Source organism: Methylobacterium guangdongense (genome assembly GCF_038442355.1).
Classification (GTDB): domain Bacteria; phylum Pseudomonadota; class Alphaproteobacteria; order Rhizobiales; family Beijerinckiaceae; genus Methylobacterium; species Methylobacterium guangdongense.
Genome location: NZ_JBBXMX010000044.1, coordinates 1 through 11842, shown reverse-complemented (window position 1 = coordinate 11842; position 11842 = coordinate 1). Strand labels below are relative to the sequence as shown.

14 protein-coding genes and 3 pseudogenes are annotated in these 11842 nt (G+C 63.1%); 12 read left to right on the top strand and 5 right to left on the bottom strand.

Features of this window, described 5'->3' with window-relative positions; genetic code table 11:
• Together AAHG09_RS31190 and AAHG09_RS31185 are read left to right on the top strand one after the other, a co-directional pair.
• The coding region (locus AAHG09_RS31190) for an IS5 family transposase (RefSeq protein ID WP_342112147.1) at nucleotides 1-557 on the top strand (557 nt) is incomplete at its 5' end.
• Between the two features lie 666 nt (nucleotides 558-1223).
• Nucleotides 1224-1433: a hypothetical protein gene (locus AAHG09_RS31185; protein WP_342112144.1), complete on the top strand. Its 210-nt coding sequence runs from the start codon at nucleotides 1224-1226 to the stop codon at nucleotides 1431-1433.
• 124 nt (nucleotides 1434-1557) lie between these two features.
• Here the strand turns inward: AAHG09_RS31185 and AAHG09_RS31180 are convergent, their stop codons facing one another.
• The 4 genes from AAHG09_RS31180 to AAHG09_RS31165 all read right to left on the bottom strand — a co-directional run bounded on the left by AAHG09_RS31180 (nucleotide 1558) and on the right by AAHG09_RS31165 (nucleotide 5371).
• Entirely contained in the window at nucleotides 1558-2190 is a 633-nt protein-coding gene (locus AAHG09_RS31180; RefSeq protein ID WP_342112142.1) for a TadE/TadG family type IV pilus assembly protein, read from the bottom strand.
• 16 nt (nucleotides 2191-2206) lie between these two features.
• Nucleotides 2207-2827: a TadE/TadG family type IV pilus assembly protein gene (locus tag AAHG09_RS31175; protein ID WP_342112139.1), complete on the bottom strand. Its 621-nt coding sequence runs from the start codon at nucleotides 2825-2827 to the stop codon at nucleotides 2207-2209.
• Between the two features lie 48 nt (nucleotides 2828-2875).
• Complete coding sequence (locus AAHG09_RS31170) at nucleotides 2876-3967, bottom strand: TadE/TadG family type IV pilus assembly protein (RefSeq protein ID WP_342112136.1); 1092 nt, start codon at nucleotides 3965-3967, stop codon at nucleotides 2876-2878.
• A gap of 598 nt (nucleotides 3968-4565) precedes the next feature.
• Nucleotides 4566-5371 (bottom strand): IS5 family transposase gene (locus AAHG09_RS31165; RefSeq protein ID WP_342112134.1). Its coding sequence is split into 2 segments (ribosomal slippage): nucleotides 4566-5041 and nucleotides 5041-5371, totalling 807 coding nucleotides; the frame shifts between segments, so codons are not numbered across the junction.
• Between the two features lie 462 nt (nucleotides 5372-5833).
• On the opposite strand from AAHG09_RS31165, the gene AAHG09_RS31160 reads away from it, so the two are divergent.
• From AAHG09_RS31160 to AAHG09_RS31125, 8 genes and pseudogenes are all read left to right on the top strand, one after another.
• A complete protein-coding gene (locus tag AAHG09_RS31160) occupies nucleotides 5834-6211 on the top strand; it encodes an efflux RND transporter permease subunit (protein ID WP_342112132.1) in 378 nt (125 codons plus the stop codon).
• Between the two features lie 34 nt (nucleotides 6212-6245).
• Entirely contained in the window at nucleotides 6246-6491 is a 246-nt protein-coding gene (locus AAHG09_RS31155; protein ID WP_342112130.1) for a hypothetical protein, read from the top strand.
• Between the two features lie 12 nt (nucleotides 6492-6503).
• Nucleotides 6504-6740, top strand: coding sequence for a hypothetical protein (locus tag AAHG09_RS31150; RefSeq protein WP_342112128.1), 237 nt, complete (start codon nucleotides 6504-6506; stop codon nucleotides 6738-6740).
• On the top strand, nucleotides 6692-7105 hold the full coding sequence (locus AAHG09_RS31145; RefSeq protein WP_342112125.1) for an efflux RND transporter permease subunit: 414 nt from the start codon (nucleotides 6692-6694) through the stop codon (nucleotides 7103-7105). The genes AAHG09_RS31150 and AAHG09_RS31145 overlap by 49 nt, the downstream gene beginning before the upstream one ends.
• 69 nt (nucleotides 7106-7174) lie before the next feature.
• Nucleotides 7175-8248: pseudogene (locus AAHG09_RS31140) on the top strand (IS630 family transposase); the annotation flags it as partial.
• Between the two features lie 67 nt (nucleotides 8249-8315).
• A pseudogene (locus AAHG09_RS31135) lies at nucleotides 8316-8588 on the top strand (integration host factor subunit beta); the annotation flags it as partial.
• Between the two features lie 280 nt (nucleotides 8589-8868).
• Nucleotides 8869-9504, top strand: coding sequence for a Crp/Fnr family transcriptional regulator (locus AAHG09_RS31130; RefSeq protein WP_342112123.1), 636 nt, complete (start codon nucleotides 8869-8871; stop codon nucleotides 9502-9504).
• 117 nt (nucleotides 9505-9621) lie between these two features.
• Nucleotides 9622-9864 (top strand): DUF6894 family protein, encoded by a 243-nt coding sequence (locus AAHG09_RS31125; protein WP_342112121.1) that lies wholly within the window; start codon nucleotides 9622-9624, stop codon nucleotides 9862-9864.
• Nucleotides 9865-10303: 439 nt separating this feature from the next.
• Here AAHG09_RS31125 and AAHG09_RS31120 read toward each other — a convergent pair whose 3' ends face one another.
• The gene (locus tag AAHG09_RS31120; protein ID WP_342112119.1) at nucleotides 10304-10510 is read right to left on the bottom strand and encodes a hypothetical protein; all 207 of its coding nucleotides are present in this window, start codon (nucleotides 10508-10510) and stop codon (nucleotides 10304-10306) included.
• Between the two features lie 115 nt (nucleotides 10511-10625).
• Between AAHG09_RS31120 and AAHG09_RS31115 the strand changes: the two genes are divergently transcribed.
• Together AAHG09_RS31115 and AAHG09_RS31110 are read left to right on the top strand one after the other, a co-directional pair.
• Nucleotides 10626-11429: a hypothetical protein gene (locus AAHG09_RS31115; RefSeq protein ID WP_342112117.1), complete on the top strand. Its 804-nt coding sequence runs from the start codon at nucleotides 10626-10628 to the stop codon at nucleotides 11427-11429.
• A gap of 329 nt (nucleotides 11430-11758) precedes the next feature.
• Nucleotides 11759-11842 (top strand): annotated as a pseudogene (locus AAHG09_RS31110) (IS5/IS1182 family transposase); the annotation flags it as partial.

The following is an 11842-nucleotide window of genomic DNA, read 5'->3' as shown; positions in this document are numbered from 1 at the left end:
ACACAGGGCTGTTCGGCCGGATCAACCATCACCTCGTCATGGCCGATCGCGAGCGTGTCGGGCGGGAAGCCTCGCCGTCTGCAGCCGTGCTCGACAGCCAGACCGTCAAAACGATGGAGAGCGGCGGGCCGCGCGGCTACCACGCTGGCAAGAAGATCAAAGGCCGCAAGCGCCAAGCTCTGGTCGACACGGACGGGCGTGCGCTCGTCCTCGAACCGCAACCTGCCGACGTGCAGGACCGGGACGGAGCCGTTCCGGTCCTGCGCCTATCGCGCCGGACCTTCCCGTTCATCACCAAGGCCTTCGCCGACGCCGGCTATGCCGGCGACAAGCCAGCGAGCGCGACGATCATCGCCGTCGAGATCGTGCGCAAGCCGCCGGATCAGGTTGGCTTTTCTGTTCATCCACGTCGGTGGGTCGTTGAGAGGTTCTTCGCCTGGATCAGCCGCAACCGACGCCTCTGGAAGGATCCGGAAGCGACACTCGCCTCCGCGCGAGCCTTCCTCTACGCCGCAGCCGTCATGATCCTCGTCAGACGCCTCGCCCAATCAGCCTGACTTCTCGGACGGACTCTAAAGCGATCGCCTCGCTGGGTCCGTCAGCGCCCAAAGATACTTCGTCGAAGGCTGCACCTGCATGACCGGTCTTGAAGCGCAGGACACACTTGAGGGTATAGATCGGCACATCTAAAGCCGGTGTGTATCGATCTCAACGACCGCGCAGGAAAAAGAACCACAGCAGGATCACGATGGGTATTGGGACCCCGATAAGCCACAACAGGCTACCCGTCAGCATGCCATCCTCCCTCAATAGGTAGGGCAACTACGCACCACGATAGGCCGTTCCGCCAGCCGAAGCCGACTTGCCGCACCCACGCGAAGTCTACGGACTGCGCGCTAAACTGAACTCGCACGATAGTCCGAGGGGGTGCCGCTATGGAGGATTGGAGGCTGATCGCGTTCGCGGTCTTCATGATCGCAGTCGTGGCGATAGGCTTGGTCTTCCTGCAGCGTCGTCGGCAGGCACAGAAGACCGGAGATGACCCGCTTTACGGTGTCGCCAGCCTGGGTCCGAAAGAGACCGATCAGGCTCACAAAGCGCCGCGCACTCGGGGCGTCGGCACAACGGGCGAGTGACCTCAACCATGCCGCATGGCGATGAAGCACGATTGCGGCCGAGCTTGAGCCCAGCTAGACGCGCTACCTTGGTGCGCGGGAGCAGGGATGAGCGATATCATGGCCGCGCTCCTGCTGACGCTTGCGACCGAGAACGCCGAGCTGCGCGAGCAACTGGCCTCAGCCCAAGACATGCTCGTTAAGACCGCGATCGACGCCGGCAACATGCATGCCCGCATCGAGGCGATACGGACTGAGCGCGATGCGTGGAAGGCCGAAGTCGAACGGCTGCAGATCGGATCCCGGCGGAGGGCCTGAGACCTGTTCCGGCGTCCCATGCCTCGCCATGACGGCGTCGCAACTCGCTAAACCGCCATCTGCGTGTAAGCCGAGCGGTGTCCTCATTTCCTTTTGACAGGGCTATGGCGCCGGTAGTGATGGTTCATGTGCATGCCTTGCCATTCGGCAAGACGACCTCGCTGTAGGTGGACTTGTAGGTTTGCCCGCCACGGGTCGGCCAAGGTACGCTCGCTCTGAACGTTAGCTGGTTGTTCGCCCCGCCGACGAACCGCATCAAGTTGCTGCCGAACACCGCTGGGTATGGAACAGTCACTTCGGCCAGGACGTAGCGCATCCCGACGAGTTGGAAGCCTTCCGGCACCTTCAGGTCAGTCGCCGTTCCAACCGTCCGCGCAGTCCCGTTGCTCGTCGCGTAGCTCGAACACACGCGCGGTGTTTGACCTGCGCCATCGGCGGTGACGCCGAGCGCCGTCACAACGATCGCCGCTCCGCTGCTCGGAAAGGGCGTGAGCACAAGTTTGGCCGAAGCCAGGATGTCGGTCATCGCCGCCGCCGCCATCGTGGCCTGGCCGTCCCCCTGAGATGTGAGATCCGCCACCGCGCGCGCCAGCAGTGTGACTCTGCGGTAGTGGTCAATCGCGCGCCCGAACTCCGTCACACCGAACAGCAGGGCCAGCATCACCGGCAGGATCAACGCAAATTCGATCGCCGAGACGCCGCGCGCGTCGTCTCGGAAGCGTGAAGCTACCTGATCGCCCCAGTTCATCGCGTTCATCACAGGTCTCCGCATGTCAGCAGCCCTGGCCCGACGACGTGTCGTAGGGCTCGGTCCGGAACACGGCTGTGGATTGCAACAACCTCGCACCGTCGCCGAAGCCGGGTAGCCCCGCGTAAAGGAAGCTGAATGCGACGCGGTACTTGGCTGCCGCGGTGAAGACCACGATCGCCCCCGGTTGGGCACACGCGTAGTTCGTACCGAAGCCCTTGGCCCAATCGCCGGTACTCATATCAAGCGGTGTCGGCACAGTGCCGTTGGCGAACGAGCTGCTCAAGGCCACGTTAAGCTTGAGCGTGTTGCAGTCGAAGACGGTGGCGACACGCGATGTTGCTGCCCCGCAGATAGCGGTCTTCATGTTGGCAAGTAGCGTGCTGGAGTCGGTCTGGCCAGTATTCGCCCTCTGGAACTGTCCCGTGTAGATCGTCCGGCCGGCGCGCTGCAGCGCATCGTCAAGATTGCGCGACGCCCAGACCATGAGACTGGTCTGTAGGATCACGGCGAGTAGGCTTAGGAACGGCAGTGAGATCAGCGCAAACTCAACTGCCGTAGCGCCGGCCTCTGCTCGCGCTAGAAGACCGACGAGTTCAACGCAGCGACGCGCAGTCCGGGTACGACATTTCGAAGAGCGGGACATCCGAGGATCTCGCGACAGGTAATTGCTCTTGTAGGCCCCGACGATAAGTCACTCGACAATACGGAGCTTCTTGTCTGCGACTTTCACGATCGTCGGGCATGATACGATCACACGGATATCGTCGTAGTCTCGGTCGCTCCCGGCATTTGGAGGACGATCCTCCCAGCCGTAGTACATATACTTGCCTTCGCTACAGCTTCCCGTCGCGGTTACCGGGTTATGCGTCGTATGGCTGTTGGGTAGAATACCGCCGTCGGATTTGTTCTTGCACTGGCTCAAACTATCGCAAACTATCGTCTCAAGGATAGGATTTGAGACCATACTGATCGATGAGTACGTCGTGCCATTGTAGACGCGATAACCTTTCATGCTCATCGACTGAACTCGCAAGCCAGTGTCGATTGTAGTGTCGGTATAATACTCGTAAGTCTCTTGACCAGTGTTATCCCAGAGAGACTTGTTGCTGCGAGCGTTGCGGACGTTATGCAACATGTAGCTAGGTGCCTCGTTGGCACCACAGGTCGGCGGAGTGCTCTTCGAATAATCGGTTGGCGGCGTGCCGTTGTCTGCAATGGCGACGATCCCTCGGCGCCCCTTATCGGCTTCGGCCTGTCGTTTCGGGTCGGAGGAGTAGCAGTATATGTAGATCCGGTTGTAATCGGCAGCCTCGGGCGAGAGCTGGCTGAACGTCGGCGGGTTCGTCTGATACACGGGCGCGACCCGATTAACGGTGGTGGCGGTACCGACCGTAATCTGCCGCGGCATGCCGGGCAGCAGGTGCAGGAGGCTCGTTCGCACCGTTGTCGAAATCGTCACCCGATAGTTCGCGCCGTCGATCCATGAGCCGTTGATCTGGAAGCCGTTGGTTGTAGAGCCCGAACCAATTCGGGAGGTCAGCTGAGCGCTCGCGAGACGCAACCCCTCGGCGGCGGCCGCCACCGTGTCAGCATTGGCGACGAGTAGCGCGGTCGCGTCGGCGACACTGGCCTCGACCGCCCGAATGCGCACCGCATTGCCGTAGTCGATGACGAGACCGCAGGCGCCGAGGAGCAGGGGTAGGCTCAAACCGAAGATGAAGACGACGTTTCCGGCATCGGATCGAACGAGAGACCGCAGCTGGGCCACCACACGATCGCGCATACAGACTCCCCTTTCGGCCAGATTTTTTGGGACGCAGCCGAAGCAGTCTCACGCTTACGTGATACGACTTAATATAACCTTTTAGTCAGTAATCATTCGCGTCTATGCCGCCTCAAAAGGGCAAACTTGGCGGTTAAAACATTCTAAAAATTCCCCCGATCGATAGCTTGTATGACTACCTCGGGCACGCGAACCGCGGTCAACTACGGCGGGTTCGGATGTGTCGCCAAGATAGCCGCCGCCAGTACCGTCCGGATCCCAGCGTCATGCGGCCTGGACCGGCCAGCCTTCTTCAGAGCCTGGGACGCGTTCACGAGTGCCGCGATGTCGATGCTGTGCCCGCTCGCGAACCGATAGGGGCCGGCAGCCGGGTCTCGCATCTAGGCGTCGATTGCCGCCACGACCTCGTGGCTTGTGATGATGCCACCCCTGCGCAGGTCAGCGACGGTCGGTAGTCCGGCAGTCATAGGCGCGCTGATCATCCACTGACGTTGACTTAACCGTGCCGCCCGGCCGACATGGGCCTTTCCGGCTTGGTCGCCTCGGCGAGTCGAAAGCCGGCAATTCAGGAGAGCAACCGCTGCGGATCTAAGAGCTCCTAACAAAACCATCGTTCGATGAAGCGCCAGACGATGAGGGCGGCAGCCAGCGTCGAGAAGGCGAGATGGATGTCGGCCCGTCGCTCGTAGCGGATGGCGAGGCGACGGAATTGGGCGAACCAAGCCAGGGTGCGCTCGACGACCCACCTACGACGTCCCAGCCGCTGGCTGCTCTCGATCCCGCGCCGGGCGATGCGGGGCTGGATGCGGCGGTGGGTCAGCGCCTGACGGCAGCGGCGGTGGTCGTAGGCCTTGTCGGCATGCAGCCTCAAAGTCCGCTTGCGCGGCGGTCCCCAGCATGACCGGATCGGCGGGACGGCATCCACGACCGCCTCCAGCATGCGGCTGTCATGGACGTTCGCCCCCGTCAGCTTCAGAGCGAGGGGGATGCCCTTCGCATCGGTGACGATGTGGCGCTTCGTACCCGGCTTGCCCCGGTCGGTCGGGTTCGGGCCCGTCGCCGGGCCCCCCTTTTGGCAGCGATCGAGGCGCTGTCGAGGGACGCTCGACTGAAGTCGATGCCGTTCTGGCGGCCGAGCCGGTCGAGCAGCGCGTGCTGCAGGCGGTCCCACACTCCGGCCTTCTGCCAATCCCGCAAGCGCCGCCAGCAGGTCATCCCCGAACCGCAGCCCATCTCCCGGGGCAGCAGCTCCCACGGCGTGCCTGAGCGCAGCACGAACAGGATCCCCGTCAGCGTCGCGCGGTCGGAGGTTCGAGGCCGCCCGCCCTTCGGCTTAGCGCGTTCAGGCGGCAGCAGCGGTGCGATCTCGGCCCACAGGCCTTCGGGGAGGAGCGGTCTTGCCAACTCTACTCAACGCGCCAAACCCGGTTTTGTTAGACGCTCTTAGACACATCTACATCACACAGGAAGATGAAAGGGCCCAGATCGATCCGCCCGACGGAGGTGGACGGGCCTGCGCACTGGCTCGCGAGGCCGAAGCCTCGGCGAGTTCGGTGCGGTATACTATCTGTGCGGAATCGATAACATTCATGAAGAGTTCGATCATGGGGAGCTTCGTCCATCAGCATCAACGCTTTGGGCGCCAGCGTCGTCCAATGGATCTGCCACTCCAGGTATCGGCTGCCAGGGCCCAAGGTCGAACCAGCCAGTTCCTCCGCCGTCTGCCAAAATTCAACGAAGCTGTAGAGAACCCGGCGATAGAGATCGCGCCTCGACATGCGTGCAGAATGGCCCTGGACAAAGGGCATCCTTCGAATCACCTTCGACCTCATGATCGGCCGGGACACCAGTTTCAGAGAATGACGCGTGGAGTTCCTAGATTGGCTGCGGTTATCGCTCGTAGGCCTCGTCATCGCGGTCGGCTTTGTCGTCGACGACGCCATCGTAGTCATCGAGATCGTCATCCATCACATGGAGATGGGCAAGACCAGGCTGCAGGCCGCCATCGAGGGATCGCGCGAGGTCATCTTCACCATCGTCTCGATGACCATCTCGCTGATCGCGGTGTTCATCCCGATCGAGCTCAGGGGTGGCATCGGCGGTCGTCTGTTCCGCGAGTTCGCGGTCAAGGTCAGCGTCGCCATCCTGATGTCCGGCCTCGTCTGGCTGACCGTAACGCCGATGATGTGCGGCTGGTTGATCAGCCACGACCACGGCAAGGCGCACGGGCGCCTCTACCGCTAGTAGAAACGGGGCTTCCAGGCGGTCAAAGACGCCTGTGGCCGCTGTCGCGACGGTCGGCACGCCTGCCCTGACCATCTGCCTCTACCTGATCATCTCGAAGGGCTTCCCGCCGCAACAGGATACCGGCTTCATCCTCGGGCAAGCCCGCGCGGCGACGGATATCTTGTTCGAGGCGATGTCAGCGAAGATGCAAGCGCTCGACGCCATCGCTGCCGCGGATCCGGACGTCGACAACGCCGCCTACTGGATCAACCCAAGCCCGTCCGCCGGCGTCGGCTAGATCCAGATCGACATGAAGCCGTTCGCCGAGCGCCGCGCCAGCACGATGCGGGTGATGGCCCGCATAAAGGACAAAATTGCCCACATCAACGGCCTGACGCTGGCGATGTCGATCCGGCAAGACATCCAGGTCGGCGGCCGCCGGTCGGCCGCGCAGTACCAGTACATGCTTCAGAGCGGGGACACCGCGGCGCTCGACAAGTGGGCGACCACGATGGCGAAGACCCTGGCCGTGTTTCCCGGCATCTAGGATGTCACCTCCGACAAGCAGCCGGCCGCGCAGCCAGCCTCACGTTCTCCATCGACCGGCCGACCGCGGCGCGGCTCGGCGTCAGCGTGCAGGCCATCGACGACATCCTCTACGACGCGTTCGGCCAGCGACAGGTGGCGACCCTGTTGACGCAGGTGAGCCAGTCCCACGTCGTCCAGGAGCTCGACCCGCGTTTCCAGCTCGACGCGGGCGCGCTCGACCATCTCTACGTGCGCTCGACAACGACACAGAAGCTGATCCCGCTCGCCATGCTCGTGACCCTGCGGCCCGGCGTGCTGCCGGTCACAGTCAACCACCAGGGCTCGCTGCCAGCGACCACCCTGTCGTTCAACCTATTGGTGTGAGTTAGAAATTTCCTTGCGGTTTTGGAGGTCGAGAGCCATCTGCCGGACGTCTGCGAGGAGGTTTCTGCGATGGCCCGTGGCCCCAAGCCGGCCGAACTCGATCTGACCGACGATGAGCGCGCGCGGCTGGAAGGCCTGGTCCGCCGCCGCAACGTCGGTCAGGCGCTAGCCCAGCGCGCCCGGATCGTGCTGGCCTGCGCCGAGCCCGGCTCCACGAACACCGGCGTCGCCCGCAGCCTCGGGGTCAGCCGTCCGAGCGTCACGACCTGGCGCGCCCGCTTCCTCGCCCATCGCCTCGACGGTCTCGTCGACCTGCCACGCTCCGGTGCGCCGCGTGCCGTCGAAGACACGGTGATCGAGGCGATGATCACGCTGACCCTGGAAGGCCAGCCAGAGAACGCCACGCACTGGTCGACGCGCGCCATGGCGAAGCGGGTCGGCATGAGCCAGACCATGGTCTCGCGGGTCTGGCGCGCCTTCGGCCTGCAGCCACACAGGACCGAAACCTTCAAGCTGTCGACCGACCCGGCCTTCGTCGACAAGGTGCGTGATGTCGTCGGCCTGTACATAGCCCCGCCGCACCGCGCCGTGGTGCTGTGTGTCGATGAGAAGCCGCAGATCCAGGCGTTGACCGGGACCGCGCCGGTGCTGCCGATGCGACCCGGGCAGCCCGAGCGCCGGACCCACGACTATCGCCGCCAGGGCACGACCGATCTGTTTGCTGCCCTCGATGTTCGGGCGGGGACCGTGATCGGCCGCTGCACGCGCCGCCATCGTTCGGTCGAGTTCCGCGCCTTCCTCGATCGGGTCGAGGCGAGCGTGCCGGCAGACCTCGATGTCCACCTCGTCCTCGACAACGCCGCCACCCATAAGACCAAGCTGATCCACGACTGGCTGCTGAAGCGCCCGCGCTGGCGCCTGCACTTCACCCCGACCTCGGCCTCATGGCTCAACCTCGTCGAGGGCTGGTTCGCGCTGCTGACCCGGCGCCAGCTTCAACGCGGCGTGTTCGAGACCACGGGGGATCTGGAGACCGCCATCCACGCCTACATCGATCAGACCAACGTCGAGCCAAAGCCGTTCGTCTGGACAAAGTCGGCCGATGCCATCCTCGTCAGCGTCAAACGTTTCTGCAAAAAACTTCCAACTCAGACCACTAGCGCGTCACGGTACGGTTGCGGTTCGATGAGCCTCGCGGCATCAGTGCCGCATGATCCGGTCCGAGCTTATCGCCCGCATCGCGGCCCAGAACCCGCACCTGTATGCCCGCGATGTCGAGCGGGTGGTCGGCGCCATCCTCGATAGGGTGACCGATGCTCTCGTGGTCGGGGATCGCGTCGAGCTGCGTGATTTCGGCGCCTTTGCAGTACGGGACCGCGAGGCGAGGACCGGCCGCAACCCGCGCTCGGGTCAGAGCGTCACCGTCGCGGCCAAGCGGAGCGTGCACTTCAAGCCGGGTAAGGCCATGCGGGCACGCCTCAACCTCGTGAAGATCGAGCCAAAGAAGGAGGTGGAACGGCTGCTGCGTGCGTCTCGATTGCAAGGGCTGTTCGACCCGGGAACTGGCCATGCAACTGAATACAATATTTTAGGTTGGTTGCAGGATTGGGAGGATCGGCAGTTCGTGCCCGCTCTATGGGTACGTCGTCTGCTCGACGCAGCGTGATACGATGGCACCATCCAAGTCCCCTTTTGGCCTATTAGCCCGCAGGTTGGGACCCGCTGCGTCTCTGCCAGTCGCGGCTGAACGCGCGATCTTAGGATTGCCGCTTATCATTCGGACGATCGAAGCTTCTCGGGATATCAAATATGAAGGTGGCACGGCCGACCATTGCTGCGTGATCCTCGACGGCTGGACCTGCTGCTATCAAAGCCTGACGGGCGGCCGGCGGCAGATCCTATCAATCCATGTGCCCGGCGATTTGCCGGACTTGCAAAGCCTGCACCTGCCGTCACCAGATTTTGGGATGGCTACGGTGACACGCTCCATCGTCGCCTTCGTGCGGCACGCCAAACTGCGGGAGCTGTCCGAAGAGTTCCCTACGATCGCCCAAGCTTTTTTGCGAGAAGCTGTCGTGACCGCAGCAACCCACCGGGCCTGGATCACCAGCTTGGGTCGACGCGATGCCCGTCAGAAGGTGGCCCACCTCTTCTGTGAGTTATACCTGCGCCTCGAAGCGGTCAGCCTTGCAGGTGATTACATCATGCCAATGCCGCTTCGGCAGAACGATCTCGCTGATGCGTTGGGGCTGACGTCCATCCACATAAACCGGGTACTAAGAAATATGCGAATAGAAGGTCTGTTTGATTTGCGATTGCGCAGATTGGAGATCCGGGACTGGGCTGCCCTCGTCGCGGCGGCCGAATTCAAACCACAATATCTGCACCTCGGAAATTAGCCTCCCGGCAATATCCGCCTCAGGCACGCAGCTACGACGACGTTGATGATATCCGCCCCGCGCAGAACCCGTTGCGCATGCCTATGGTTAGCAACGTATCGACGCTCGGAGGTCCACATGGCTCGCTACTTTTTCGACGTAACCAACGGCGGTGTCGTCAGCGATGATGAGGGCATCGAGTTTGATAATGCCCAGTCCGCCTCGCAGGAAGCGCTTCGATCGCTCCCCGATATGGCGAAGGATCACCTGCTCATGCAAGTCGACAAGAAGGTCAGCGTCACGATGCGGGACGACCACGGTATTCCGGTCTACCGGGCCACCCTCACGATCGAAGGCGAGTGGCTGGCAGGACGGCCATAGGCTCTCGTCGCGTCTGCTGTACCGGATGCGCGGGACGTTTGTGCCTCGCATGAGGTTTGCTACGCCTACAGGGTCGGGTCTCCTCTCGACCACCACGCTCGCCTGTCCGTCTCGACCGATTGGTCGCTGGCGGGCGTAGATGCTCAAGTCAATCTTGGACCCCGCATCATCGCGCGCACCTGCCTAACCTCTGGCAACTCCGGCGTCTTGAGTAGGACGTTCATCGCTTCATGCGCCGCTACCCACCGCCGCGCCGTCAGCAGCAGGGCCGGTCCAGCGATGTCGAGGGCCTGACGCTCGACGCGGGCGCTAGCTACCTCCAGTCGCCGGTTGAGCCAGCGGATCCGCAGAAGCAAGATCGCGACCCGGGCCTTGTTGGGCCAAGACAGCCGCTGAATAGCTGCAGCATGTTCAGATCGGATAGGAAGGGCGGTCGGCATCAGCGCACCCTGGCAAGGTCGAGGAGCGCTACGCCCACGGCAGCCACGATGTTCCCGCGCCCGCGCCACGGCAGGATCTCGGCCACCGGCTGCGGCTCGGTCAGCACCTCCGGCAACACGGCCTCGAACCCCTCGGTCTCGCGGTCCTGATCGTTCCCGCGCAGCCAAGTGACCTGACTGCCGGTGTGGTTCTCAGGCGTAGCCAAGGAGGGTTCATCGTCCCTGCCGTCCTCGTGGTCCAGAACCGTCCCTCCTCAGGGTTTTGCGTCGCTTTTCTGTACGGACTCACCGGACCGACGTTCGGTCCCGGAGGATGGGTCGATGTTGGAGAAAGGTCCCTACCAGCCCCTCACGTGGGCGCCCGGCAAGAAGCCAATGGCCATGCAGAGTTGGCTTCTGAACGTCGCCTCAGACAAGCGAGTGTCGTGCGGTGCACTTCGCACGGCGCTGGTCCTAAGCTTCGGCTCCAATGCCACCAATGGGGGGTGCTGGCAGACCAAATCCACGATGGCGAAGTCCGCCGCTGTCAGCACCTCCAGCATCAAACAGGGCCTCGCGGAGCTTGAGGCCAGCGGCCACATCCTCCGCATCGAGGAGCCGATCCGCGGCCTGCCCATGCCGGTGATCTATCCGGTGCTTGACCCCGAGATCGAACATCAGGAACCCCGGGCGCGACGCGGAGGCGTTTCAAATGGCGTCGACCCGAGAAAGCGAGCGGCAGAGAATGCCGCCCGTGAGGCAGGCGAGACCAAAGCCGAGAACACCGCGCCCGCACCCGCCGAAGCCCATGCGGTGCCGGCGTCCATCCTCATGCCAGAGCCCGCCCTAAGCCCCGCCGTCGAGGCAGCGACTGTCGCGGCCGTCCCCGCGGCGGCGGCGTCCGAGCGCGAGGAGCACCCTATCGACCCCGAAGCTGGGTCGGCTGGGAACGTGATGAATGAGCAGCATCCAGAGAACGGCATCTCGTATCACGCCGTCCGGCAGCGGATGTACATGCAGGGCTTCAGATCCCGTCCTGGGATCCGACTGACCCCGGACGATTACAAAGCCGCGAGCCAGGCCTGGGCAGACGGTGAGTTCGACCTGTGGGCAGAACATCTGACCGGGGAGGGGCCAATCCATTAGTTCCTCACCCGGACAGAAGGTCAGTCCAAGCTGTGGGCAAAGGGTCAGCCCCCATGTATCCAGGAGCAATCAAAGAGGATTATCACAGACCTTATCAGAGAGAGGCGAACCCAGCCTGACCAAATCGTGGCCGGATGCTCCCATGGCGGATGCGGATCGGCGGCGCGGTATCGTTGCCCTGAGACCGGGTTCGCCTTTTGCGTCCGTCATCGCGGCAACTCCTACGCCGCGGTCGAGATCCGTGAAGGCCTGTAGGGTACGCACGAGACGCGTACCCCAAGAGGAACTTAGAGCGTCTAACAAAACCGGGTTTGGCGCGTTGAGTAGAGATGGCAAGACCGCTCCTCCCCGAAGGCCTGTGGGCCGAGATCGCACCGCTGCTGCCGCCTGAACGCGCTAAGCCGAAGGGCGGT